Origin of the sequence: Gemmiger gallinarum (genome assembly GCF_014982805.1) — a bacterium.
GTDB lineage: Bacteria > Bacillota > Clostridia > Oscillospirales > Ruminococcaceae > Gemmiger > Gemmiger gallinarum.
In genome coordinates, this window is the sequence record NZ_JADCKC010000001.1 from 30,960 (window position 1) to 55,506 (window position 24,547).

21 protein-coding genes are annotated in these 24,547 nt (G+C 60.4%); 18 read left to right on the plus strand and 3 right to left on the minus strand.

Going from position 1 to position 24,547, the window contains the following annotated elements; genetic code table 11:
* Positions 1–92: 92 nt before the first annotated feature.
* The 6 genes from recG (at position 93) to INF35_RS00195 (ending at position 7,956) form a co-directional block, all read left to right on the plus strand.
* Positions 93–2,135, plus strand: a complete 2,043-nt coding sequence (recG, locus tag INF35_RS00170; protein ID WP_193499577.1) for an ATP-dependent DNA helicase RecG — start codon at positions 93–95, stop codon at positions 2,133–2,135.
* Positions 2,136–2,256: 121 nt separating this feature from the next.
* A complete protein-coding gene (locus tag INF35_RS00175) occupies positions 2,257–3,570 on the plus strand; it encodes a D-alanyl-D-alanine carboxypeptidase family protein (protein WP_193499578.1) in 1,314 nt (437 codons plus the stop codon).
* A gap of 125 nt (positions 3,571–3,695) precedes the next feature.
* Positions 3,696–5,144 carry a nicotinate phosphoribosyltransferase gene (locus INF35_RS00180; RefSeq protein WP_193499579.1) on the plus strand — a complete coding sequence of 483 codons (1,449 nt, stop codon included), beginning with the start codon at positions 3,696–3,698 and terminating at the stop codon, positions 5,142–5,144.
* 210 nt (positions 5,145–5,354) lie between these two features.
* Positions 5,355–5,747 (plus strand): putative ABC transporter permease, encoded by a 393-nt coding sequence (locus tag INF35_RS00185; protein ID WP_193499580.1) that lies wholly within the window; start codon positions 5,355–5,357, stop codon positions 5,745–5,747.
* Between the two features lie 493 nt (positions 5,748–6,240).
* Positions 6,241–6,894, plus strand: a complete 654-nt coding sequence (locus tag INF35_RS00190) for an HAD family hydrolase (RefSeq protein ID WP_193499581.1) — start codon at positions 6,241–6,243, stop codon at positions 6,892–6,894.
* 42 nt (positions 6,895–6,936) lie between these two features.
* On the plus strand, positions 6,937–7,956 hold the full coding sequence (locus INF35_RS00195; protein WP_193499582.1) for a glycosyltransferase family 2 protein: 1,020 nt from the start codon (positions 6,937–6,939) through the stop codon (positions 7,954–7,956).
* Between the two features lie 98 nt (positions 7,957–8,054).
* On the opposite strand, the gene INF35_RS00200 is transcribed toward INF35_RS00195, so the two are convergent.
* Positions 8,055–8,963 (minus strand): MerR family transcriptional regulator, encoded by a 909-nt coding sequence (locus tag INF35_RS00200; RefSeq protein WP_193499583.1) that lies wholly within the window; start codon positions 8,961–8,963, stop codon positions 8,055–8,057.
* Between the two features lie 114 nt (positions 8,964–9,077).
* Here INF35_RS00200 and INF35_RS00205 point away from each other — a divergent pair, with 114 nt between their 5' ends.
* The 3 genes from INF35_RS00205 (at position 9,078) to INF35_RS00215 (ending at position 11,332) form a co-directional block, all read left to right on the plus strand.
* Entirely contained in the window at positions 9,078–9,320 is a 243-nt protein-coding gene (locus tag INF35_RS00205; RefSeq protein ID WP_193499584.1) for a hypothetical protein, read from the plus strand.
* 243 nt (positions 9,321–9,563) lie between these two features.
* The gene (locus INF35_RS00210; protein ID WP_193499585.1) at positions 9,564–9,956 is read left to right on the plus strand and encodes a hypothetical protein; all 393 of its coding nucleotides are present in this window, start codon (positions 9,564–9,566) and stop codon (positions 9,954–9,956) included.
* A 2-nt stretch (positions 9,957–9,958) separates the two neighbouring features.
* Positions 9,959–11,332: a CCA tRNA nucleotidyltransferase gene (locus tag INF35_RS00215; protein WP_193499586.1), complete on the plus strand. Its 1,374-nt coding sequence runs from the start codon at positions 9,959–9,961 to the stop codon at positions 11,330–11,332.
* Between the two features lie 242 nt (positions 11,333–11,574).
* Here INF35_RS00215 and pckA read toward each other — a convergent pair whose 3' ends face one another.
* A complete protein-coding gene (gene pckA / locus INF35_RS00220; protein ID WP_193499587.1) occupies positions 11,575–13,179 on the minus strand; it encodes a phosphoenolpyruvate carboxykinase (ATP) in 1,605 nt (534 codons plus the stop codon).
* A gap of 243 nt (positions 13,180–13,422) precedes the next feature.
* On the opposite strand from pckA, the gene INF35_RS00225 reads away from it, so the two are divergent.
* Complete coding sequence (locus INF35_RS00225) at positions 13,423–13,953, plus strand: nitroreductase (protein ID WP_193499588.1); 531 nt, start codon at positions 13,423–13,425, stop codon at positions 13,951–13,953.
* A gap of 123 nt (positions 13,954–14,076) precedes the next feature.
* Here INF35_RS00225 and INF35_RS00230 read toward each other — a convergent pair whose 3' ends face one another.
* Entirely contained in the window at positions 14,077–14,568 is a 492-nt protein-coding gene (locus INF35_RS00230; RefSeq protein WP_193499589.1) for a GNAT family N-acetyltransferase, read from the minus strand.
* A gap of 209 nt (positions 14,569–14,777) precedes the next feature.
* Here INF35_RS00230 and recD2 point away from each other — a divergent pair, with 209 nt between their 5' ends.
* From recD2 to INF35_RS00270, 8 genes are all read left to right on the plus strand, one after another.
* The gene (gene recD2, locus INF35_RS00235; protein ID WP_193499590.1) at positions 14,778–17,009 is read left to right on the plus strand and encodes an SF1B family DNA helicase RecD2; all 2,232 of its coding nucleotides are present in this window, start codon (positions 14,778–14,780) and stop codon (positions 17,007–17,009) included.
* Positions 17,010–17,158: 149 nt separating this feature from the next.
* Entirely contained in the window at positions 17,159–17,800 is a 642-nt protein-coding gene (locus INF35_RS00240) for a ComF family protein (protein ID WP_193499591.1), read from the plus strand.
* The gene (gene mreB / locus INF35_RS00245; RefSeq protein ID WP_193499592.1) at positions 17,775–18,803 is read left to right on the plus strand and encodes a rod shape-determining protein; all 1,029 of its coding nucleotides are present in this window, start codon (positions 17,775–17,777) and stop codon (positions 18,801–18,803) included. The genes INF35_RS00240 and mreB overlap by 26 nt, the downstream gene beginning before the upstream one ends.
* 59 nt (positions 18,804–18,862) lie before the next feature.
* The gene (locus INF35_RS00250; RefSeq protein WP_193499593.1) at positions 18,863–19,312 is read left to right on the plus strand and encodes a hypothetical protein; all 450 of its coding nucleotides are present in this window, start codon (positions 18,863–18,865) and stop codon (positions 19,310–19,312) included.
* Between the two features lie 193 nt (positions 19,313–19,505).
* Positions 19,506–22,142: an ATP-dependent helicase gene (locus tag INF35_RS00255; protein ID WP_193499594.1), complete on the plus strand. Its 2,637-nt coding sequence runs from the start codon at positions 19,506–19,508 to the stop codon at positions 22,140–22,142.
* A 61-nt stretch (positions 22,143–22,203) separates the two neighbouring features.
* Positions 22,204–22,989: an FAD-dependent thymidylate synthase gene (thyX, locus tag INF35_RS00260; RefSeq protein ID WP_193500485.1), complete on the plus strand. Its 786-nt coding sequence runs from the start codon at positions 22,204–22,206 to the stop codon at positions 22,987–22,989.
* Complete coding sequence (locus tag INF35_RS00265; RefSeq protein ID WP_193499595.1) at positions 22,982–23,656, plus strand: dTMP kinase; 675 nt, start codon at positions 22,982–22,984, stop codon at positions 23,654–23,656. The genes thyX and INF35_RS00265 overlap by 8 nt, the downstream gene beginning before the upstream one ends.
* A gap of 42 nt (positions 23,657–23,698) precedes the next feature.
* Entirely contained in the window at positions 23,699–24,532 is an 834-nt protein-coding gene (locus tag INF35_RS00270) for a GNAT family N-acetyltransferase (RefSeq protein WP_193499596.1), read from the plus strand.
* Positions 24,533–24,547 lie beyond the last annotated feature (15 nt).

Genomic DNA, 24,547 nt, shown 5'->3' on the forward strand with positions numbered 1-24,547 from the left:
AAGCGGCATCCCGGTTCGTCCTTTTTTCGCAATCCGGGGCAGGGCGGAACTGTCCTGGAACTGCATGATTCAGACAGAAAGGAGGTCCCGCCATGCCTGCACTGGACGGCAGCATCCAATACTTGAAGGGAGTAGGTCCCGCCTTTGCCAGGAAGTTTGAAAAACTGGGCATCCGCACGGTGCGGGACCTGCTTCTGCACTATCCCCGCCGCTATATCGACTATACCAGACCCTATACCGTGGCCGAGGCCCCCTATGACGTGGACTGCTGCGTCCGGGCGGAGGTGCTGCAAAAGGAACCGGCCCGGCGCATCCGGGGCGGGCGTACCCTCTATCGGGTGCTGGCGGCGGATGACAGCGGCACCCTGACCCTGTCCTGGTTCAATGCCTCCTATGCGGCGGAAAACCTGACCATCGGCCAGAGCTATTACTTTGAGGGCCGGGTGGGGGGCACCCTGACCCACCGGGAGATGCTCCACCCCAATGTGCGTACCGAGGCGCAGGTCCAGGCGGGGCCGCTGGTGCCGGTCTATGCCAGCACCGAGGGTTTGCCCAGCGGCCGCATTGCCCGCTGTGTGGAGGCTGCCCTCAGCGCGGCGGACGACCTGGAAGACCCCCTGCCGCCGGTACTGCTGACCCGCTACCGTATGCCCTCCCGCGCGGCAGCGGTGAAAGGCGTTCATGCGCCCCATTCCCTCGAGGAAGCAGCCGCTGCCCGCCGCCGCCTGATCTTTGAGGAACTCTATGTGCTGCAGCTGGGCATCTTCCTCATGCGGGGGCACGGCCGGCAAAAGACCGGGGCCCCCATGCATCCGGTGGACCTGGAGCCCTTCTGGCGCAGCCTGCCCTATGCACCCACAGCAGCCCAGCGGAGGGCCAGCAATGAGATCTGCGCCGACCTTTGCGGGGAAGTCCCCATGAACCGCCTGCTGCAGGGAGATGTGGGCAGCGGCAAGACACTGGTGGCGGCGGCAGCCATCTGGCATGCTGCCCAGAACGGCTGGCAGAGCGCCATGCTTGCCCCCACCGAACTGCTGGCCCGTCAGCATGCCGCCACCCTGGCCGACCGGCTGGAACCCTTCGGCGTCAACGTCACCCTGCTGGTGGGAGGCATGAAAGCCGCCGAGCGCCGGGTGGCCCTCTCCGCCATTGCGGACGGCCGTGCCGGGCTGGTGGTGGGCACCCATGCGGTGCTCACCGACGCGGTGCAGTTCAAAAATCTGGGACTGGCCATTGTGGACGAGCAGCACCGGTTCGGCGTGCGGCAGCGGGGATTGCTGGCAGGCAAGGCCAGAAGCCCCCATCTGCTGGTCATGAGCGCCACCCCCATCCCGCGCACCCTGGGACTGCTGCTCTACGGCGACCTGGATATCTCGGTGCTGGACGAACTGCCCCCCGGCCGCAAACCCATCAAGACCTGGTTCATCACCGGACGCAAACGGCGGGATATGTACGGCTATCTGGAAAAACAGATCGCCGCGGGGCATCAGGTCTACATTGTCTGCCCGGCCATTGAACAGAATGAGATGGACGCAGGCATTCAGGCTGTCACCACCTACTATGAACAGACCGTCTGTCCGCTGCTGCCCGGCCGCCGGGTGGGGCTTCTTCACGGCAAGCTCAAGTCCAAAGAAAAGGACTCCGTCATGTCGGCCTTCAAAGCGGGGGAGCTGGATGTGCTGGTTTCCACCACCGTCATTGAGGTGGGGGTGGATGTGCCCAACGCCACCGTCATGGTCATCGAGAACGCCGAGCGCTTCGGCCTGTCGGCGCTGCATCAGCTGCGCGGCCGGGTAGGGCGGGGAAGCGCCGACTCCTGCTGTATCCTCATCTCGGACAATGAGGGCAAAACGGTGCGGGAGCGCCTCAGCTTCCTCTGCCATACCCAGAACGGCTTTGAGATCGCCAAGTACGATCTGGAGACCCGGGGCCCCGGAGATTTCTTCGGGGAGGCACAGCACGGCCTGCCCACCCTGCATGTGGCGGACCTGGTACAGGATACCCGCACCCTGCATGTGGCCCAGGACGAGGCCAAAGCCCTGCTGGCTGCCGACCCCAACCTGGCAAAACCCGAACACAAACTTCTTGCCGATGAGGTGGAACGGCTGTTTTCCTCGGCAGGGGCCATGAACTGAGCGCTCCGAATATCGGCAGCCTCTTTTGCCCTTTTCTCGGCGGGAAATTTTTGGTATACTGTTCGTATCGTTTATCCCTGCGGTAACCTGTCCGCCAAACGCAAAAGGAACAAACCTGCTTATGAAAAAACGTTTTGCCGGCTTTCTTGCCGTGCTTGTGATCGCCGTTACGCTGGCGCTACCCGCCTCGGCCATGCAGGGCTATACGCCCGACTTTGAGCCCACGGCGGAGGGAGCCTATATCGTCAACCTGGACACCAACATTGTGGTGTACCAGAAGGACAGCGAAAAGCAGCTGACGGCCGCCAGCCTGACCAAGATGATGACCATGCTGCTGCTGCTTAAGAATTATCAGGATCAGCTGGACACCGCCACGGGAGAAATGACCCGGGCCATCGATGACATCCTGTACGGGACGGGAGCCTCTCTGGCGGATATCCGTCCGGGAGAGTCCGTCACCCTGCGCAATCTGCTGTACGCCATGGAGCTGCCCTCCGGCAACGAGGCGGCTTATATAGCGGCATTTTTTATGGGCGGCACGGTGGAAAACTTCGTCGCCATGATGAACGAGGAAGCCAAGGCCCTGGGCTGCACGGGCACGGTTTTCACCGACCCCTGCGGCCTGGATACCGGCAATGTGACCACGGCCCGGGATGCCTACCTGATTCTGCGGGCGCTGATCCAGTACGATGCTTTTGTGGAGATTGCCGGGACCTCCAGCTACTGGATGCCCGCCAATACCCAGCATCCGGAACCCTATATCATTCTTTCCTCCAACAAAATGCTGACCCAGGGTACGACCTATTACCGGTCCTACACCCAGGGCGGCAAGACCGGCAGCCTGAGTGAAGGCTGGCAAAACTTTGCCAGCTGGCATACCCAGAACGGGGAAACCTACATCAGCGTTTTGCTGCACAGTTCCGCCGACCAAGAGGTAGACCCCCGTCCCGCCCTGACCGAGACAGGCACCCTGATGGACTGGGTGTTCCAGACCTTCACCATCCAGTCGGCTCTGGATACCACCCGCCCCATCACCGAGCGGCCCATTCGCTATTCTACTGAGACGGACACCATCATGCTCTACCCGGCGGATGACATGATGACGCTGCTGCCCGCAGACGGCGGCGCGGCGCTGACGGAACAGACCTTCTCCCTGCCGGAATACCTGACCGCCCCCATCGAGCAGGGGGATGTGGTAGGCACGGTGACTCTTTCCATCAACGGGGAAAAACTGGGCACCGTCGACCTGATCGCGGGCAGTACAGTTGCCCGCAACCAGGTGCTGTACACGCTGACTAAAGTAGGGGAATTCTTCTCCGGCACCTATTTCAAGGTGGTTGTCATTCTGACCATGATTGTTGTGGCGGTGTATGCCTTTGTGTGGGTGTGCGCCATCCTCATTGAGGGCAACCGAGGGCCCAAGCGCCGCCAGTGACGGTGCGCCAACCCCAAGTCGTATCGGCCCCGCGGCACCGAGTATATCAATTTGGCGCCGCACGGTCGTTTGTTTGCCGGTGCCCGGGCATTGCCTGAGCATCAAAATACTGGGAGCTGATATTTATGCTGGATGTCAAACGCAATCTGACCACCATGACGGATTTTTACGAGCTGACCATGTCGGCGGGCTATCTGGACGAGGGGTATCAGGACAAGATCGCAGTCTTTGATATGTTTTTCCGCCGCGTGCCCAACGGCGGCGGTTATGCCATCATGGCAGGCCTGCAGCAGTTCATGGACGCTGTGGACCACCTCTGCTTTACCGAGGAGGACATCAACTACCTGCGCTCCACCGGTGTCTTCAATGAACAGTTTCTCGACTACCTGAAAAACTTCAAGCTGCACTGCAATATCTGGGCCATCGAGGAAGGCGTGCCCATCTTCCCCCATGAGCCCATCGTCACGGTGGAAGGCCCTGCCATCGAGTGTCAGCTGCTGGAGACATTGCTGCTGGTCACCTTCAACCATCAGTGCCTCATCGCCACCAAGGCAAACCGCATCTGCCGTGCGGCGGAAAGCCGCCCGGTTATGGAGTTCGGCGCCCGCCGTGCGCAAGGGTATGACGCCGCCTATTTCGGTGCCCGCGCGGCCTACATCGGCGGCTGCGGTTCCACCTCCTGCGTCATGGCGGCGCGGGATTTCGGGATTCCGGCATCCGGCACCATGGCCCACAGCTGGGTCCAGATGTTCCCCACCGAGTATGAGGCCTTCAAGAAATACGCCGAGATGTATCCTGATGCCTGCGTGCTGCTGGTGGATACCTACAACGTGCTGCGCCACGGTGTGCCCGACGCCATCCGCGTCTTTGACGAGGTGCTCAAGCCCATGGGCAAGCGTCCCAAGGGTATCCGAATCGACTCGGGCGACATCGCTTATCTGTCCAAGAAGGCCCGCAAGATGCTGGATGCCGCAGGTTACCCTGACTGCACCATCTGCGCCTCCAACAGTCTGGACGAGTACCTGGTCCGTGACCTGATCCTGCAGGGGGCCCGGGTGGACAGTTTCGGCATCGGTGAGAACATGATCACCGCCAAGAGTGACCCTGTCTTCGGCGGCGTCTACAAGCTGGCAGCCGTCAAGGATGAGAAGACCGGTGAGTATATTCCCAGGATGAAGCTGTCCGAAACGGCGGAGAAGATGACCATTCCCTGCCTGAAAAAGGTCTGGCGTATTTATGACGAGGACGGCAAGGCCATGGCCGACCTGATCACCATGGCGGACGAGATGGTGGAGACCAAAAACGGCATCACGCTGTTTGACCCGGTGGAAACCTGGAAGGAACGCACCTACGTCAACTGCACGGCACGCTGCCTGTCCACACCCATCTATCAAAACGGCCAGCGGGTCTACACCTCGCCGGACCTCAATGACATTCGCAAATTCTGCAAGGCCCAGGTCAATACCCTGTGGGATGAAGTCAAGCGCTTTGAAAATCCCCACCGCTACTATGTGGACCTGAGCCAGAAACTGTGGGATACCCGCAGCGAGCTGCTCAAGCGCCTGTCCAAGTAAGCGCCGTAAACAGGCCGGAAACAACGCAATACCGGACTGCCGGGAAGGCTTCTGCTTCCCCGGCGGTCCGTTTTTTGTCTCCACAGGAAAAAATCCCCAGATTCATTACGATTCGGTTACTTTGCGGCCATCCGGCGCACAATAAAGCAGACGGATTTGCCACCCGGCGGCGGGTCGGCAGCCGAAATTTTTATTTTGGGAGAGTCTGCGATGCGGTGGTTTGAAAAAATGATGCTGTTTGTGATGGGCGGTGCCGCTTATCTGGCGGCGGAGGTGGCATGGCGGGGCGTCACCCACTGGACCATGTTTTTTGCCGGGGGGATCAGCTTTTGCTGCCTGGCCTGGCTGGGGGCGCGTCCTGGCCTGCCCGTGTTGGCTGGGGCGGGCATCGGTGCCGCAGGCATCAGCATGATGGAGTTTTTCGGGGGGATATTCTGCACTCATCTGCTCAAGGTGCGAGTGTGGGACTACAGTGCCGAGTGGGGCAACCTCTTCGGCTATGTCTGCCCCAAATACACCATGCTGTGGTACATCCTGTGCCTTTGGCTGCTGCTTTCCATGCGTCTGATGCAGCTGCCCGCCAGGGCCGGTGCCGGTCGATGAAAGACCGAATAACTGTACTCTTGAAGGCTGCCAAATGATTGAAAATCCGGTTTATGACCCTTTCTTTCTGATATACTGCAATCAAAGAAAAGAAAGGTGGTCTGAACCATGGCAAATCAGTTTCGGAATGTGGGCGGTCATATCGAAGTGTATGATGCATCGGGAGAATTTCTGTTTTCTGCCGACACCATGGAGGAGGCCTGGCGTGAACTCTGCGCCTGAGCGGTGTCATGTCCCGCTGCCAAAGGTGCCGGTACCCCCGGAGCGGGAGGAAACCGCGCAAAAGAACCGTGCTTGCCGCTTTGTGGAAAAAAGGAGGCCGGCCGGACCGGCGGCGCCTATTTGACGCGGAGACAAGGAAATCCTGCCGGAAAAAGCCTGTGCAAGGAAGTCCTGGACCGGTAAATTTCATTCGTCCTCTTGTAATTTTGTCCAAAAAAAGGTACACTTTTAGCAGTATGACCTGATTGCCGAGAAATGGGAGGAAATCATCGTGCAGCTTTTGCCGTATGCCATTCTGGATATGGATGGCACTCTGCTGGATTCTTCCGGCATGTGGGACGAGGTCGCCAGGGGGCTGCTGGCCCAGTGGGATGCCGTCTACACGCCGCGCCAGGGAGATGAGACGATGACCATGACCATCGACGGCGCCGCCGCCTATTTTGTGGAGCAGTGCCGCCTGCCGGTCACACCCGAGGAGCTTGCCCGGCAGATCCGTGACCGTGCCCGCAGGGCATACGGTACCATAGCCACACTCAAACCCGGTGTACGGGAGGCTCTCGACCTGATGAAAGACCGGGGCATTACCATGTGCGTGGCTTCCGGCACCGAGAAGCCTCTGGTGGATGCAGCTCTGGAGCAGTTCGGCATTCTGGACCGGTTCGCCTTTACGCTGTCCTGTCAGACGCCCGAGGGCAAGGCTGGGCCGGAGGTCTACCTGCGTGCCGCCCAAAAACTGGGGGCTGAGCCTGCACAGATCATGGTGTTTGAGGATTCCGCGGTGGCGGTACACACAGCACATCAGGCGGGTTTTGCCACCATCGGCGTGCTGGATTCTCATACCCGGCCCCACTGGCCGGAGGTTCGCCGGGAGGCCGACGATGTGCTGACCGACTGGGCAAGCTGGTGCGCTGCCATACGGGCATGATTCCGGACCGAATCACTACAAGAAAGAGGATGGAACATTTTTATGAAACTGATCACCTTTACCGTGCCGTGCTATAATTCCGCCGACTATATGGACCGCTGCATCGAGACGCTGCTGCCTGCCGGTGAGGAAGCGGAGATCATTCTGGTGGACGACGGCTCCAAGGACGATACCGGCCGCATTGCGGATGAGTACGCCGCCAAATACCCCGATATTGTGCGCGTGATCCATCAGGAAAACGGCGGCCACGGTGAGGGCGTCAACCAGGGCATCCGCAATGCTCAGGGCATGTACTTCAAGGTGGTGGATTCGGACGACTGGCTGGACGGCGACGCCCTGCAGAAGGTCATGGACTGCCTGCGCAAGTTCGCCGAGATGGAAAAGCCGGTGGATCTGCTGCTGTGCAATTATGTCTATGAGCATGTGTCGGACAATACCCGCCACGTCATTTCCTACAAGGGCATTATGCCCCAGGACCGGGTCTTTGTCTGGCAGGAGTGCGGCAAGTTCCCGCCGAGCCAGAACATTCTGATGCACAGTGTCATTTACCGCACTCAGGTTCTGCGGGACTGCGGCATTGAGCTGCCCAAACATACTTTCTATGTGGACAACATTTTTGTCTACCAGCCGCTGCCCTATGTGCAGACGCTGTACTATCTCAATCTGGACCTCTATCGCTACTTCATCGGCCGCGAGGACCAGAGCGTCAACGAGAAGATCATGGTCAAGCGGGTGGATCAGCAGGTTCTGGTCACCAAGATCATGATCGATGCGGTGGATCTCTACGCCCTGCCGCCGGAGCAGAAGAAGCTGCGGGCTTATATGTTCAACTACCTGTTCATGATGATGACCATCTCCATGGTCTTCCTTACCATGGACGGCAGCGCGGAGGCCCTGGAAAAGAAGAAGATCCTGTGGGCGTATATGCGCCATCGTGACCAGCGCCTGTACAAGCGCTGCCGGCTCTCGCTGGCGGGACTGTGCGATCTGCCCGGTGCTGTCGGCCGCAAGATCTGCCTGGGAGGCTACCGCATCGCCCAGAAAATCTTCAAATTCAACTGATCTCTCCACTTGCACTGGAGGAAAATGCCCCTCTCAGCCGAGCACCATGCCGGCAGGGAGGGGCGTTTTCCGTGTATACGAGAGAGAAGGAGTCTTCGTCAGGATTTGGGGTCTTGTCCGCGCTTTCCGTTTTCATTGAAGGCAAGGTAGTAGTTGCGGACCGAGATCACCGCGCCGAGGACCAGCAGGGAAATCTCAATCACCCAGAAGCCCGGCTCCTGCCGGCTGGCAGCATCGCTGGCGGACCAAATGTAAACCGCAAGAATCAGCGACAGCACCACAGGCAGGCACAAACTGAAGACACGCTGGCCCAGACGTTTGAGAGGACTGGCGGGTGGCAGCAGAGCGTCCATGTCCACTGCCGTACACAGAATGGATGCTACAGGAAAGCCCTGCACGTGGGTATAGTTGCGCTGGGCGGTAAAGGGCACACCGTCAATGGTGAACTCCGGATACATGCTTTCCTTTGTGACGACCAGATCCAGGCCGTGTTCTTTGGCATAGGCAAACAGTGCTTCGGAAAACTCCTGGGGCGTGGTGACCGCGCCGTCGGGGAAAAAAGTGAAGCGCAGTTCGTGCTGTGCCTTGGCAAATTCTTTGTAGTCGTTGATCCAGCCGGTGAAAAATCCACCGCCTTCTTTTTGCGGTGCAGCGGCTCGGGCCAGCACCTGGTCGATGTCCAGTGTCTGAATCTGCTGTCCCTGCAGCCCGTCGCACAGCCGAATGGCGCCCAGCAGTTCCTCCTGGCGGCGAATGAGGCGCTCCTTGTGCCGGGCGGCAGTGATGGACAGGGGACAACTGCCTGAAAGAATACCGCGGATCTCTTCAAGGGGCATATCTGTCATGCGCAGCATTCGAATCAGCTTCAGGGTGCGGATGTCCTCATCGGTGTACTCCCGGTAGCTGTTGTCGGCATTGCGTTGGGGGCGGAGCAGGCCCTGCGCTTCATAAAAACGGATGTTGCGGCGGGAAATGCCGGTTTCTGCCTCGGCCTGTTTGATGTTCATAAAAGATTCTCCTTTCCGGGGAAGGCCTCCTCCTGCAAAAGTGTTTCACGCGGGGGATGGATGTGATATAATTTGAACAACGGGCATGGCATCCAAGACAAGGAGGGATGACGGATGAAGAAAATTGCTTTTTGGGGCAGCGTGATCGCCCTTACAGTCTGGACCCTGGCGATAATAGTCATGGGCGTCTCCCTGCTCGGCGACATCGATACCGAGGTTATCAAGGTCTGCAGTTATGTCATGATCGGCTGCCTGGTTGTGCTGGCTCCCTGCTCAGGTTACCGCGTCTGGCTCAAGCAGCAGGAGTATGAGGAACTGAAAGAGACGGTGCGTCAGCTGAAAGAAAACCGGAAGTAGCTGTTGCAGGGGCGACCGGTCTTTGACGGCGTGCCCGGCGTACCCTTCGCCATGCCTTTTCTTTGACCTCATTATACCTGTTCCAGTTGGTGGAAGGTCAATACAAAACCGTAAAAAGACGCAAAATCCTGCCGGAAGGGAGAAAAAATCCTCTGCCAAGCGGTAACCGCCGAAACACTATGGGCAGAACGGCGGTTTTGCGTTATACTGTTACACGTAAAAACTGAAGAGGGGGAACTTTTTATGTATACTGTGGGAGATTCCATGCTGGAAGTCCGGGAGCTGCTGATCAAAGCCTTTGCCAGTGCCTGGCGGGCCGGAGAGCAGGCGACGGACCGGGATACTTATATTACCAGCAGCATCAACGTGATCACCTCCATCCAGATTCAGCCGGAAATGATCTATGCCGAGGAAGGCCAGGGACTGGTGGACGGAGAGCAGCTGGACCACATCGAGGATCTGGTCCGTGCCGACGGTGCCTGGGTATATTACGGCGTCCCGGCAGAGAACTTCTTTCTTGTGACATGGATGCCCGACGCAGAGACGGCCCGGCAGAAGGTGGAGGCCCTGCAGGCGGAAGGCGACTGCATCGCCTGTGTGGTGGATTTGGGCGAGCAGTGGCAGTTCGGTGAATAATCATGCCGGACCGAGTTTCCATTGCGCTGCCGCCGGTGGTTGCCTCGCTGCTGGCCAGACTGGAAGCAGCCGGGCATACGGCCTATGTGGTGGGCGGATGCGTGCGGGACAGCCTGCTGGGCATTGTCCCGGGGGACTGGGACATCTGTACCTCCGCCACGCCGGAGCAGACGCGGAAAATCTTTTCCGACTGCCGGCAGGTACTGACCGGCATGAAGCACGGTACCGTCACGGTACTTTGCGGCAAAAAGGCCTATGAGATCACCACCTACCGGGAGGACGGGGCCTATGCCGACCACCGTCACCCCGAGGCGGTGCATTTTGTGCCCAGGGTGGAAGGGGATCTGGCACGGCGGGATTTTACCGTCAATGCCATGGCCTATAATCCGGCGTCAGGTCTGGTGGATTGCTTTGGCGGCCGGGCAGACCTGACGGCCCGGGTGATCCGCTGTGTGGGGGAACCCTGCCAACGCTTTGCCGAGGATGCCCTTCGGGTGCTTCGGGCGGTTCGGTTTGCCTCTCAGCTGGATTTCTCCATTGATGCGGCCACCGCGCAGGCGGCTCTTGCCCTGCGGGACAGCGTGCAGACCGTCTCCCCGGAGCGTATCTTCACCGAGATGGAAAAGCTGCTGGCCGGCCCGGCGGCAGGACGTGTGCTCGCCGAGTTCGGCCCCATTCTGGCAGGAGCCCTGCCGGAGATTCAGGCATGCATCGGCTGCACCCAGCCTGGACGCTGGCATTGCTACGATGTCTGGCATCACACTGCCGCCGCAGTGGGGGCGCTGCCCCGGGACCTTGCGCCGGAAAACGCCCGGATTCTCCGCTGGACAATGCTTCTGCACGATATGGCAAAGCCTCTCTGCCGCACGGTGGGATCGGATGGTGCGGCCCATTTTCCGGGCCATAACCAGCGGGGGGCGCAGCTTGCCGACAGGATCCTGCAGCGCCTGCATGCCCCTACGGTGGTAAGGCTGGAAGCCTGCGGACTCATTGCCGTTCATGATGGTCCTCTGCCGGACAACGACCCGGCGATTCTGCGGATGCTGGCCAGACACGGCGAGGTCTGGCTGGAACGCCTGTGCACTGTCAAGCTGGCCGACCTGGCAGCCCATGCCCGCAAGCCGGCGGTGGAGGCGCGGGAACAGGAGGTTCGCCGCTTTGCACAGCGGATGCACACCCTGGCCAGAACCGGCTGCTATACCCTGAGAGGACTCAAGGTAGGGGGCGGCGACGCATTGGCTGCCGGTATCCGTCCCGGCCCGGCGGTGGGGGAGGCCCTGCAAAGGCTGCTGGACGATGTGATAGACGGTCGCCTGCCCAATGAACGGGCAACACAGATGGAAGAACTCCGAAAGATGGCAGGCGGTGCACACTGACAGCACAACGGGTCTGTCGGTGCATCCTCCGTTTGGCCTGTATCATACACACATAAAAGATTTGAATGAAAGCAAAATAAAAGCCCCGGCTGCGAAAAAAGCAGTCGGGGCTTTTGGCGTAGCGTTATATTCCGGCAGACAAAACCGCCCCGCTCACAGACGCACAGTCTGAAAAGCGGGGCGGTGGTGTATTACCGAATGAACTTCAGGCAGTCAGACGATAGCCTGACTGGGCACAAGGCTTACAGCTGAGGACCAGCGGAAACCAGAGCCTTGCCGGCTTCGTTGCTTTCGTACTTGACGAAGTTCTTCTGGAAGCGGGAAGCCAGATCCTTTGCCTTGGCATCCCACTCGGCAGCATCGGCGTAGGTGTCGCGAGGGTCGAGGATCTTCGGATCGACGCCGGGCAGAGAGGTGGGAACCTCGAAGTTGAAGTAGGGGATGGTCTTGGTATCGGCCTTCAGGATGGAGCCGTCCAGGATGGCGTCGATGATGCCGCGGGTATCCTTGATGGAGATACGCTTGCCGGTGCCGTTCCAGCCGGTGTTGACCAGGTAAGCCTTGGCGCCGGACTTCTGCATCTTCTTGACCAGCTCCTCAGCGTACTTGGTGGGATGCAGCTCCAGGAAGGCCTGGCCGAAGCAGGCAGAGAAGGTGGGAGTGGGCTCGGTGATGCCGCGCTCGGTGCCGGCCAGCTTGGAGGTGAAGCCGGACAGGAAGTAGTACTCGGTCTGCTCGGGGGTCAGGATGGAGACCGGGGGCAGAACGCCGAAAGCGTCGGCGGACAGGAAGATGACGTTCTTGGCGTCGGGGCCGGCGGAAACGGGGCGGACGATCTTCTCGATGTGGTCGATGGGGTAGGACACACGAGTATTCTCGGTGACGCTCTTGTCGTTGAAGTCGATCTTGCCGTGCTCGTCCAGAGTGACGTTCTCCAGCAGAGCGTTGCGCTTGATGGCGTTGTAGATGTCAGGCTCGGACTCCTTGTCCAGGTTGATGACCTTGGCGTAGCAGCCGCCCTCGAAGTTGAAGACGCCGTTGTCGTCCCAGCCGTGCTCGTCGTCGCCGATGAGCAGACGCTTCGGGTCGGTGGACAGGGTGGTCTTGCCGGTGCCGGACAGACCGAAGAACAGAGCGGTGTTCTCGCCGTTCATATCGGTGTTGGCGGAGCAGTGCATGGAAGCAATGCCCTTCAGCGGCAGGTAGTAGTTCATCATGGAGAACATACCCTTCTTCATCTCGCCGCCGTACCAGGTGTTCAGAATGACCTGCTCACGGCTGGTGATGTTGAAGACAACGGCAGTCTCGGAGTTCAGGCCCAGCTCCTTGTAGTTCTCCACCTTGGCCTTGGAAGCGTTGTAGGAGATGAAGTCGGGCTCGAAGTTCTCCAGTTCCTCAGCGGTGGGCTGGATGAACATGTTCTTGACGAAGTGAGCCTGCCATGCCACTTCCATGATGAAACGGATGGCCATGCGGGTGTCCTTGTTGGTGCCGCAGAAGACATCCATCACGTACAGCTTCTTGTTGGACAGCTCTTTGATGGCCAGTGCCTTGCAGGCATCCCATGCTTCCTTGGAAGCGGGCTTGTTATCGTTCTTGTAGCCCTCGGAGGTCCACCACACGGTGTCCTTGGAGTTCTCGTCCATGACGATGAACTTGTCCTTGGGGGAGCGGCCGGTGTAGATACCGGTCATGACGTTGACAGCGCCGAGCTCGCTGACCTGGCCCTTTTCATAGCCTTCCAGGCCGGGCTTGGTCTCTTCCTCGAACAGAGTCTCGTAGGAAGGATTGTATACGACCTCGGTAGTGCCGGTGATGCCGTATTTGGTCAGATCGATGTTTTTCATCGGAAAAAACCTCCTTGTACTCCAATTTAATTTGGTACTATGGATAGTATACCGTAATCCCTACAAAACCGCAATGTATGAAACGGCAAAATTGATAAAAAAATATCGAAAACTTTTGGTTACAACCGCCATTTTCTGGGGCTTGCACCCACCGCAGCATATCCCGGCGGAAGCAAACTGTGTTATAATAGGACCGGAAAGCAAGTTCTGTCCACACATTACTCTGCAAGGGAGGCTGTTTTTATGCAGACAAATGATACACTCAAGACCATTCACACCCGCCGCAGCTGCCGGGCCTATCAGGACCGGCAGCTGGACCGGGACAGCCTGGATACCGTCATCGATGCCGGGCTGTGGGCGGCATCCGGCCGGGGCTCTCAGGACCCGGTCATTGTGGCGGTGCAGGACAAGGCGCTGCGGGATGAGCTGTCCCGTATGAACGCCTCCATCATGGGCACCGACAGCGATCCCTTCTACGGCGCACCCACGGTGCTGGTGGTGCTGGCCCGCCGGGACGTACATACCTCTTTGGAAAACGGCAGCCTGGTCATCGGCAACATGATGCTGGCCGCCGAGAGCATCGGCCTGGCATCCTGCTGGATTCACCGCGCAAAGGAAATGTTCGATTCTCCCCGGGGCAAGGAACTGCTGGGGCAGTGGGGCCTGGACCCGGAGGTCTACTACGGAGTAGGCAACTGCATTCTGGGCTATGCCGCACCCGACGGCACCCGTCCCGCAGCGGACCGCAAAGAAGGCCGTGTGCTCTATCTCTGAGAAGGAGCCGTGAGGCATTCCGGCAGCTCTGAAAAACAGCATGATCACAAAAAGGCAGCCCATTACGGAAAGCTTTCCGCAGTGGGCTGCCTTTTTGTGTCGGAACATCTTTGCACAGCCCGGTCACAGATCCAGCTGCAAAATGTAATCGTCCATCACAAAACCGTGGCCGATGTCGGTTACCACGGCATCCACATCTTTGAACCCTTTGGCGTGGTAAACGTCCAGACTGTGGGCATTGTATTTGTTGCAGGTCAGATAGACAGCGCGTTTGCCTTCGGTGCGGGCCAGCTCCACGGCGCGGGCCAGCAGCAGGGAAGAGAGATGTTTGCCGCGCATGTCGCTGCGCAGATAGAGCTTGCTCAAAAACAGCCGGTCGCCGTCGGGTTTGACGCCGCAGTACCCCACCAGGTCGTCGCCCTCATAGCCGAGAAAATAGGTGTAGCCTTCCCGCCGCACCGCCCGGGTCAGGGCGTCCGGACTCTGGTACATCTGTACCATGTAGTCGATCTGCTCGGGGGAGAGCAGACCGGCGAAATATTCGTGCCAGATCTCGTTGGCCAGCCGGGCCAGCTGGGCAAGCTGTTCATCGGTTTTGCAAATACGGATCTCCATGGTAGCGTCTGCGCGGCAGAACGCGCACTCCTTTCATAAAAACTGTATATTTATGCTATCACAGCCGGCGGAACCATGCAAGCACTCTCCGTTGGTGTCGGCATTTGCCAAACCTTGTCGATTCCGTTATAATGTATAACGTATTTTGGAGGATTGTACCCATGGCAGGGAAACCCTGCGGGGCAATCCCCGGGAAGGAGGCCCGCCCTATGGCCGGAAACGGTACGCAGAACACCCAGGAGCTGCAGAAGCTGGAAGGCGTTGTGGAGCATATGATCTACGAAAACCCCGAAACCGGCTACGCGGTGTTCGAGGTGGATGCTCAGGGCACCGACATTGTGGTGGCGGGCAATGTGGGCAGCGTGGACAACGGCATGTCGGTGGTGGTGTACGGGCATATGACCACCCACCCCAACTATGGCGAGCAGTTCCGTGCCGAGACCTGCGAGGCGTCCCTGCCCCAGGATACGGCCGCCACCCTGAGCTACCTTTCCAGCGGGGCGCTGCCCTATATCGGGCCGTCCACCGCCAAAAAGATCGTGGCCAAATTCGGGGACGACACCCTCACCGTCATTGCCGAGAGCCCCCAGCAGCTGTGTGCCATCCGGGGCATCACGCCGGACAAGGCGGAAGCCATCTCCAAGGAGTTCAAGCGGATGTACGGCGTGCGGGAGGTGGTGGCCTGGGCGGCGGGGTTCGGCCTGTCGGCTCAGAACGCCGTGGAGCTCTACCGCAGTTTCGGCGCCAACGCCGTCACCATTCTGCAGGATAACCCCTATCTTTTATGCGGGGACCCTCTCAACCTGAAATTCAGCCAGGTGGATGCCATTGCGGCCCGCCTGCGCTTTGAGCTGGACGACCGCCTGCGGGTGGGGGCAGGCCTTTTGTATGCCATGCGCCACAATGCGGGCAACGGTCACACCTGTCTGCCCCGGGCAAAACTGCTGGAGAGCACGGCACGCTTTCTCCGGCTGGAACCCGACCGGGTGGAGGAAGGCCTGGAAGGTCTGCTGGCCTCGGATGAGCTGAGGGCGCGGACCTTCGACGGCACCGAGTATATCTATCTGCCCGACCTTCTCACCGCCGAGGAGGACATCGCCGCCCGTCTGCGGGAGCTGGCCAGCTATCCCACCGAGCCGCCCAAGACGCTGGACAGCGACATCCGGGTGCTGGAGTTTGCCCAGGGGGTGACCTATGCCCCTTTGCAGAAGGATGCCATCCGTCTGGCGCTGTCCTCCCGCATCATGGTGCTCACCGGCGGCCCCGGCACCGGCAAGACCACCACCGTCAACGCGATTTTGTCGCTGTATGAGGCATCCTATGACCGGGTGTCCCTCTGTGCCCCTACCGGCCGTGCAGCCAAGCGGCTGAGCGAGCTGACCGGGCATAAGGCCTCCACCATCCACCGGCTTCTGGAGGTGGATTATACATCCGGAACGCTGCGGTTCATTCACAACGCAAAAAATCTTCTGAAGTGCGATGTGGTCATTCTGGACGAGGTGAGCATGGTGGATGTCAAGCTGTTTCAGGCCTTGCTGGCGGCGCTGAGACCCTCCTGCCGCATTGTGCTGGTGGGGGATGCGGACCAGCTGCCCAGCGTGGGCCCCGGCAATATTCTGGGGGAGATCCTGCGCGCCGGGACCCTGCCCACCGTGCGGCTGAACCAGGTGTTCCGCCAGGCCGGGCAGAGCCTGATCGTGCGTAACGCCCACCGCATCGTCAACGGCCAGATGCCCCAGAAAGGCGGCCGGGACGACGATTTCTTCATGATCGAGTCGATGGGACTGGCCTGCCAGCGCCTGGTCTGCGACCTGGTGGCCACACGGCTGCCCCAAGCCTACGGCTTTGACCCGGTGCGGGACATTCAGGTGCTCTGTCCCACCAAGGTGGGCCCCACCGGCAGTGTGGAGCTCAACCGCCGCCTGCAGGAGCTGCTCAATCCGCCGGGGCCCGGCAAGCCGCAGATCGGCTCGTCGGACGGCGGGCGTGTGCTGCGCCTGGGCGACAAGGTCATGCAGATTAAAAATGATTACGATATCACCTATGAGCGCAACGGCGCCGAGGCCGGCGTGGGCGCCTACAACGGGGATATGGGCATCGTGACGGCGGTGGATACCGAAAACCGCACCGTCACGGTGCAGATGGATGACCGCCGCTACACCTATATGGCGGATCAGCTGTCCGAGCTGGAACCGGCCTACGCGGTGACGGTGCACAAGAGCCAGGGCTCCGAGTTTCCGGCGGTGGTTCTGCCTGCCGCCGATGTCCCGGCGCGCCTCTGTTACCGGAATCTGCTGTATACCGGGGTTACCCGTGCCCGCAGGCTCTGCGTGCTGGTGGGCAGCAGCCGGACTGAGCGCACCATGGTGGATAATGTCCGCCAGAACCTGCGGTTCAGCGGTCTGCGGTATTTCCTCAAACCGGCACAGGGCGCAAAATGATATTCAAGGCGCTGCGCAGCGTATGGGAGACCGTTACGCTCTTGTGTTTTCCGCGGCGGTGTCCGCTGTGTGATAGGGTATTGGGCCGCGACGTTGTCGATGGTCTGCTTTGCCCGGCCTGTGCGGCCAAAGAGGAGCAGCTGCGCCATATGCCGCCTCGCCTTCCCGCCACCGAGCATTGCTTTTACGCCGTGGCGGGGGCAGCCAGTGCCTACTATTATGCAGGAGAAATCCGGCAGGCCATTTTGCGATGCAAATTGCATGGTCAGATCTGGTATATCCGGGAGCTGACCGATCTGGCAGCGCTGCGGCTGTTCCCGTTGGAACCGGCGGAAAAAACGGGACGGCTGCCGGTCTATCTGGGGGTGCCAACCCTGCAGCCTTTTGACTGCATCGTCCCGGTGCCGCCGCGCCTGGGGGAGGAAAAAGGACTTCGAATCCCGGAACAGATTGCCCGGCGGCTGGGAAAAATACTCGGCCTTCCGGTCAGCCGGGCGCTGCGCCCGACCCGAAAAATGGAGCCCCAGAAGGGCCTGGATCTGGCCGACCGCCTGCGGAACCGAAAAAAGGGTTATGTCGTGTGCGATTATCCGGCCATTGCGGGGCGGCGGGTCCTGCTGGTGGATGACATCATCACCAGCGGGGCGACGGTCTCGGCCTGTGCAAAGGCCCTGTATGACGGCGGCGCGGCGGATGTGTTTGCCGTCAGTCTGGCGGTGGAGGAAGACCGCCTCTCAGCATTACCAAATAACAAGGAGATCAGATATGAAGCAGCAGGACATCGGCATTGATCTGGGGACGACCTCCATCATCATTGCCACCGAAAAACAGGGCGTGGTGTTTTCCCAGCCCAGCATCGGCGCGGTGGATACCCGTACCGGGTCCATTGTGGCGGTGGGGGACAAGGCCCTGCGCATGGTGGGACGGGTGCCCTCCTATATTGAGCTGATCCGCCCGCTGCGGGACGGCGTCATTCAGGATCACCGCATGACCCATGAGCTGATCGTGCGCTTCATCAATGAGGTCTGCCGTTCCCGCATCCGCCGTCCCCGGGTGGCGGTCTGTGTTCCTGCGGCCATCACCGGCGTGGAGGCAGACGCGGTGGTGGAGGCGGTCATGTCGGCGGGGGCACGCCAGGTCTACCTGGTGGATGAGCCGGTGGCAGCAGCCCTGGGGGCGGGACTGGATATCCGCCAGCCCCGGGGCTGTATGGTCATCGACATCGGCGGCGGCTCCACCGACATTGCGGTCATCAGCATGGGCGGCCGTGTCCGGGCAGCCAGCGTTCCGGTGGCAGGCAACGCATTCGATAACTGCATCGCCCAGTGCGTGCAGGAAAAGTACGGCTTGGCCATCGGCCCCGCCACGGCAGAACAGCTGAAAAAGCAGGTGGCCAGCTGCTCCGGCAATGACTTTGAGGGCGTCATGGAGGTGCGGGGGCATTCCTGGCAGACCAACCTGCCCGCCCGCCAGATCGTCTATACCCGGGACCTGTACGAACCGGTGCGGGAGCTGGTGGCCCGCATTGCCACGGCAGCCCGCGGCGTTCTGGAAAGCACTCCGCCTGAGCTGGCCGCCGATGTCTCCCAGACCGGCGTGCTGCTGACCGGCGGCGGCTCCATGCTGCGGGGCCTGCCCGGTTATCTGGCCGGTATCCTGCATGTCAACGTGGCCATCGCCCCCGATCCCCTCAACTGTGTGGCCCGGGGCACGGCGGCCAGTCTGTCCATGGGCTCCCAGCTGACGGCAGGCTTCCGGGACGCCACACCCAAGGTCTGGCATCCCATCCTGTAAAAATCCGGGTTACCCGGAATGCACATTGCCCTGCATCCATGCCAAAGGAGGTGCCTCCCATGACCGCACATCCGGACAATCCCACACCCTCCCCGAAACAATCCCGGGGCCGATGGCTGTGGCTCAAGCTTTATCTGCCCGTCTGGGTGTTCTGCGCCGCCTGGTACTGGCTTGGCATGGGCGGCGGGGGATGGATCATGGGTTACGGCATTCTGGCAATGCTGATCCTGCTGCCGTTGGCAACTCTGGCGGCAGCAGTTGCCATCGGCTGGAGGAAAGAATCCGGCCCCCGGCGGTGGGGTGCCCTGATTTTGCTGCCCGCTTTGTACGGGCTGCATATCCTGGTTACTACCTCGCTTTCCACGGCGCTGGGCATCACCAACATTGCGCCGGTGGGGGTTGCTGTCCTGGTTTACCCCTTTGCCGCGGTACTTTTGGGGTTGCTGGTGGGGGCAGGAGCCCGTGCCCTGCGGGAAAAATCCCGGGCAGGCCCCACGGCTGGCAAATGAAATTTGCCTCACAAAAGTTACAACTGTAAATCGCGCCCGGAGCCTTTTCTCCGGGCGTGATTTATGCTATACTGAGCTGAATAGCGATTTCAGGCATCCGGCGCTGAGCTGAGCATCGGAACGGCCTTTCCGGCGGACGGTTTCATCCGGTCCGCATCACCCCGAGACCCTGAGAGGACGGAACGAATCACACATGTCCGATACACGTACCAACGATTATTTTTCTCTGCGCGACCAGTATATTTCGGCGCGCTTTCCCCGGCTCAACAATGTGCAGCGGCAGGCCGTATTCACCACGGAAGGTCCCCTGCTGATTCTGGCGGGCGCGGGCAGCGGCAAGACCACCGTGCTGGTCAACCGCATTGCCAACATCATCCGGTTCGGCGCGGCCTACGGCTCCCGGGAGATGCCGGAAGGCGGCCTCTCCACCAGCGAGATGGAAGCCCTGCGCCACGCCGTGCAGACGGGCAGTGATCTGCCCTCCACTATCGAGCGGCGGCTGTCGGTGCATCCCGCCCGCCCCTGGAACGTGCTGGCCATCACCTTCACCAACAAGGCGGCAGGGGAGCTGAAGGAGCGCCTCAAGGCCATGCTGGGGGAGACGGTGGGCGGCGATGTCAACGCCTCCACCTTCCACTCCGCCTGTGTGCGGATTCTGCGCCGGGACGCCGAGCGCATCGGCTTTCCCCGCAGCTTCACCATCTACGATTCCGACGACCAGCAGCGGGTCATGAAGCTGATCTATAAGGAACTGATGATTGACGACAAGTTCCTGCCGGTCAAGTCGGCCATTGCTCAAATCAGCGGCTTCAAGGACAAGCTCCTGTCGCCCGCCGATGTGGCTTCCCAGCCCGCCGCCAACACCAAGGCGGCACTGGTCTCCAAGCTCTACACCGCTTACGCCAAGCGCCTGCGGGATAACGGGGCCATGGATTTCGACGACCTGATCTACCACACGGTCCAGATGCTCAAAACCGATGCCGAGGCCCGCCAGTATTACCAGCAGAAATTCCGTTATGTTCTGGTGGACGAGTATCAGGACACCAGCGTGGCCCAGTTCCATCTGGTGCGGCTGCTGGGCGGCGGCTACAACAATGTCTGCGTGGTCGGTGATGACGACCAGTCCATCTACCGGTTCCGCGGCGCCACCATCGAGAACATCCTCAGCTTCGAGCAGCATTTCACCGGCGCCAGGACCATCCGTCTGGAGCAGAATTACCGTTCCACCGCCAACATCCTGAACGCCGCCAACAGTGTCATCAGGAACAACAACGGCCGCAAGGGCAAGACCCTCTGGACCGAGAACGGCGACGGCGCCAAGATTCACCACTACACTGCAACCAACGAGCAGGACGAGGCCAGCCACATTGCCGAGATCATCGGCGAGCATCTGCGGGAGGGTGCCGCCCTGCGGGACCATGCGGTGCTCTACCGAATGAACGCTCAGTCCAACCCCGTGGAAACTTACTTCGCCCGTGCGGGCATTCCGTACCGCATTGTGGGCGGCCAGCGCTTCTTTGACCGCAAGGAAGTCAAGGACATCAACTCCTACCTGGCGGTCATTGTCAACCCTCGGGATGACGTTCGTCTGCGCCGGATCATCAATGAGCCCGCCCGAAAGATCGGCAATACCACCATTGAAAAGATCGGTGAGCTGGCTGCGGCGGACGGCGTCCCCATGATGGAAGTCATCGCCCACACCGAGCGCTATCCCGCCCTGGGCCGTGCAGCGGGAGCACTGAACGGCTTCTATGCCATGTACCGGGATCTGTGCGAAAAGTCCACCTCCATGGCCCTGGACGACTTTATGGGCGAGGTCATTGCTAAGACCGGCTATGAAGCTATGCTCAAGGCCCAGGGGGAGGAGGGGCAGACCCGTCTGGAGAACCTGGGCCAGTTGGTGTCCTCCATCAAGACCTACGCCGACCAGAACGGCGAGGACGCCACCCTCTCGGGCTTTTTGGAGGAAGTCGCCCTCATCAGCGACCTGGACTCCTACGATGAAAACACCGATGCGGTGGTCATGATGACACTGCACTCGGCCAAGGGCCTGGAATTCCCCTATGTGTTCATCATCGGCATGGAGGACGGCATCTTCCCCGGGGAGCTCTCCCGCTACAACGAGGAGGATATGGAGGAGGAACGCCGCCTCTGCTACGTGGGCATCACCCGCGCCAAGAAGGAGCTGTTCCTCTCCTCGGCCCGCAGCCGTATGATGTTCGGCCGGACCCAGCGCAACCAGCCGTCCTGCTTCCTGGACGAGCTGCCTCCCGACCTGCTGGATGCCACCGAGAATCCCGAGCTGGAATACAGCAGCGGCTTTGGCGCGGGCTACGGCAGCTACAGTTATAACGTTCCCGGCGGGCGCAGCGGTTACTCCGGTGCCTCCCGCGGCTACCTCAACAGCGAGTACAACCGTTCGGCCGGAGGTTTCGGGGCGGGTTATTCCTCCCGGGGAGGCTTCAAGAGCGGATTCTCGGTCAGCGGCGGCCACGAAAGCCCCAACTTTGAGGGCGGCCGCCACAGCATTCCGTCCTCCGGTTTCGGTGCAGGCTATGGCCGCACCAACCATCATTCGGGCACACCGGCCCGGGCGGCCGGGGCGGGGACCTCGTCCCTGGCCTCCCTGCAGAACCAGTCGGCACCCAAGCCCAAAAAGGCAGCGGGCTTTGCCCCCGGGGACCTGGTGGATCATAAGGTGTTCGGCCGGGGCAAGGTGCTCAAGGTCACGCCGGTGGCGGGAGACTGCATTGTCGAAATTCAGTTCGACCGTGTGGGCGTCAAAAAGACCATGGCCAACTATGCCCCCCTGCAAAAGGTCGAGGAATAAATACACGCCCTGCGGGCCGCTGCCAATGGAGCGCGGCCCTGCGGCTACATAAAGAGGAACCATCATGCTTGTCACACTCATTGCACATACCAACGATCCCGAAAAGACGGTGGCGGCGGCTGCCAAGCTCTGCTACTCCGATGCTCACATCGAAACCCTTATGGAAGGCCTCACTCCCGAAAAGACGGCGGCTTTTCTGCAGAAGCTGTCGGACTTCGGCCATGCCAGCCCCATTGAACACGCCAGCTTCACCTTCGGCATCGAGGGGGTCTCCCGCACCTTTCTGGCGCAGGTCACCCGCCACCGCATTGCCAGCTTCAGTGTCCAGAGCCAGCGCTATGTCCGGCTGGAGGACTTCCGCTATGTCATCCCGCCCGAGATCGAGTGCATCCCCGAGGCAAAGGCCAAATTCATCGAGGCCATGAACCTGGATGCAGCCAAGTATCTGGAACTGGTCAAAAGCCTGGAGGATGCCCACACCGCCCGCCTGATGGCGGAAGGCCTGGACGAGAAAAAAGCCCGGGCCAAAGCCTCCAAGCAGGCCAATGAGGACGCCCGCTTTGTGCTGCCCAACGCCTGCGAGACCAAGATGGTCATGACCATGAACTGCCGCAGCCTCATCAACTTCTTCAACCTGCGCTGCTGCAACCGCGCTCAGTGGGAGATCCGCGCCGTGGCGGACGAGATGCTGCGTCTTGTGCTGCCGCTGGCTCCCCATATCTTTGCCCAGGCAGGTCCTCGCTGCCTGACGGGCCCCTGCCCGGAGGGCGGCATGAACTGCGGTAAGATGCTCGAGGTGCGGGACAAATACGCAAAACTCAAACAAGAGGCGCTGCAAAATGGGTAAACTCATTATCATGGAAGGCTTGGACGGTTCCGGCAAGGGGACGCAGGCCGAACTTCTGGCAAAGAGTCTGACGGAGCAGGGAAAGACCCTGCGCAAGGTCACCTTCCCGGACTACGCCAGCGACTCCTCGGCCTTGGTGCGGATGTACCTGGCCGGAAAATTCGGCGACAGACCGGACGACGTCAACGCCTACGCGGCGTCGAGCTTTTTTTCGGTGGACCGCTACGCCAGCTATAAAACCAACTGGGGGGAGTTTTACCGCAGCGGCGGGCTGGTCATTTCCGACCGGTACACCACCAGCAACGCGGTGCATCAGTGCTCCAAGCTGCCGCCGGAACAGTGGGATTCCTTTTTGAACTGGTTGTTTGACTTTGAGTACAACAAGATCGGCATCCCCGCGCCCGACCGGGTGATCTACCTGGCGGTGGACCCGGAGGTGTCCCAGCAGCTCATGTCCAAGCGCTATCACGGAGATGAGAGCAAAAAGGACATTCAGGAAAAAGACACCGAGTATATGGCCCGTTCCCGGGCGGCCGCCGAGTATTGTGCCAGAACCCTGGGCTGGCGGCGCATCGAATGCACCGAGGTGCAAAACGGTGTCCGGGAGATGCTGCCGGTGGAGACGATCCACGACCGGATTCTTCACGAGATCGAAGACCTGCTGTAATGGCGGACAAAGCCCTGCCGCGGGGCAGAAAGGAAGGTGCCCATGCTGCGCAAAGCAACGGACGCGGATCTCGAGATGCTGACGGACTTTCGTCACGAGGCATACGGCGGCAGCCGGACCGAGATCGCGGGGTGGCTGAAAAACATTGTCGGACCGGATAACATTCTGCTGGTGGAACTGCCCGGCGGAGAAAAAACGGCGCCGCCCGTCTCCATGCTGTGTGCCGTTCCGGTGGAGACGGCGGGGCGGCGGGGCATCTGGTTCTGCGGCATGGCCACGCGGCCGCAGTATCGCGGCCGGGGACTGATGACCCACCTGCTGGATGGCTGTATCCGGGCGTATGCTGCCAGCGGCTATGAATTTGCCGTGGTGGTGCCGGAGGCATCCCGGGCGGCGGCCCGCCTGCGAAAGCTGGAATTCAAGGATGCCTTTGCCATGCGGGTGCTCAATCGTCCCATCAATCACAATCTGTGGGCCCGGGCGGAGTTCGACACCATGACGGTGCACCGCCTGATGGAGACAAGGCTTCGTTATCAGCCGGGCTGCATCACCCTGCCCGAGACCAGCATGAATGAGGTGGTCTCCCAACTGTATCACCGCGGCGCCACCATTGTGGCCAACCAGCGGGGCTACGGCATCTATTTTGTCCGGGAGGACCTTCTGCAATTTATCGAGCTTCAGGCAGACAACGACCATTCGGCCGATATCCTGCTGGAAGCTGCAAGAGAACGCACCGGCTGCACCCATGCGCAGCTGCTTTTGACGGAAAATCAGTCCCTGTTTCTGGGGGCGGGCAAGCGCTGCGGGTACGGCATGATCCGTTTTCTGCAAAAGCCTTTTCCGTTGTCGGACGTTTATTTTCGCCTGCTGTTGTGATGCGGGCCCTGCCTA

What these genes read in the sequence shown, in the direction of transcription:
- INF35_RS00185 (WP_193499580.1), top strand. Translation starts at nt 5,355, where the DNA reads ATGCGGTGGTTTGAAAAAATGATGCTGTTTGTGATGGGCGGTGCCGCT.
- INF35_RS00230 (WP_193499589.1), bottom strand. Translation starts at nt 14,568, where the DNA reads ATGGAGATCCGTATTTGCAAAACCGATGAACAGCTTGCCCAGCTGGCC.
- INF35_RS00205 (WP_193499584.1), top strand. Translation starts at nt 9,078, where the DNA reads ATGAAGAAAATTGCTTTTTGGGGCAGCGTGATCGCCCTTACAGTCTGG.
- INF35_RS00250 (WP_193499593.1), top strand. Translation starts at nt 18,863, where the DNA reads ATGACCGCACATCCGGACAATCCCACACCCTCCCCGAAACAATCCCGG.
- INF35_RS00270 (WP_193499596.1), top strand. Translation starts at nt 23,699, where the DNA reads ATGCTGCGCAAAGCAACGGACGCGGATCTCGAGATGCTGACGGACTTT.
- INF35_RS00200 (WP_193499583.1), bottom strand. Translation starts at nt 8,963, where the DNA reads ATGAACATCAAACAGGCCGAGGCAGAAACCGGCATTTCCCGCCGCAAC.
- recD2 (WP_193499590.1), top strand. Translation starts at nt 14,778, where the DNA reads ATGGCCGGAAACGGTACGCAGAACACCCAGGAGCTGCAGAAGCTGGAA.
- INF35_RS00265 (WP_193499595.1), top strand. Translation starts at nt 22,982, where the DNA reads ATGGGTAAACTCATTATCATGGAAGGCTTGGACGGTTCCGGCAAGGGG.
- mreB (WP_193499592.1), top strand. Translation starts at nt 17,775, where the DNA reads ATGAAGCAGCAGGACATCGGCATTGATCTGGGGACGACCTCCATCATC.
- pckA (WP_193499587.1), bottom strand. Translation starts at nt 13,179, where the DNA reads ATGAAAAACATCGATCTGACCAAATACGGCATCACCGGCACTACCGAG.
- INF35_RS00180 (WP_193499579.1), top strand. Translation starts at nt 3,696, where the DNA reads ATGCTGGATGTCAAACGCAATCTGACCACCATGACGGATTTTTACGAG.
- INF35_RS00195 (WP_193499582.1), top strand. Translation starts at nt 6,937, where the DNA reads ATGAAACTGATCACCTTTACCGTGCCGTGCTATAATTCCGCCGACTAT.
- INF35_RS00255 (WP_193499594.1), top strand. Translation starts at nt 19,506, where the DNA reads ATGTCCGATACACGTACCAACGATTATTTTTCTCTGCGCGACCAGTAT.
- INF35_RS00210 (WP_193499585.1), top strand. Translation starts at nt 9,564, where the DNA reads ATGTATACTGTGGGAGATTCCATGCTGGAAGTCCGGGAGCTGCTGATC.
- INF35_RS00240 (WP_193499591.1), top strand. Translation starts at nt 17,159, where the DNA reads ATGCCGCCTCGCCTTCCCGCCACCGAGCATTGCTTTTACGCCGTGGCG.
- INF35_RS00175 (WP_193499578.1), top strand. Translation starts at nt 2,257, where the DNA reads ATGAAAAAACGTTTTGCCGGCTTTCTTGCCGTGCTTGTGATCGCCGTT.
- recG (WP_193499577.1), top strand. Translation starts at nt 93, where the DNA reads ATGCCTGCACTGGACGGCAGCATCCAATACTTGAAGGGAGTAGGTCCC.
- INF35_RS00215 (WP_193499586.1), top strand. Translation starts at nt 9,959, where the DNA reads ATGCCGGACCGAGTTTCCATTGCGCTGCCGCCGGTGGTTGCCTCGCTG.
- INF35_RS00225 (WP_193499588.1), top strand. Translation starts at nt 13,423, where the DNA reads ATGCAGACAAATGATACACTCAAGACCATTCACACCCGCCGCAGCTGC.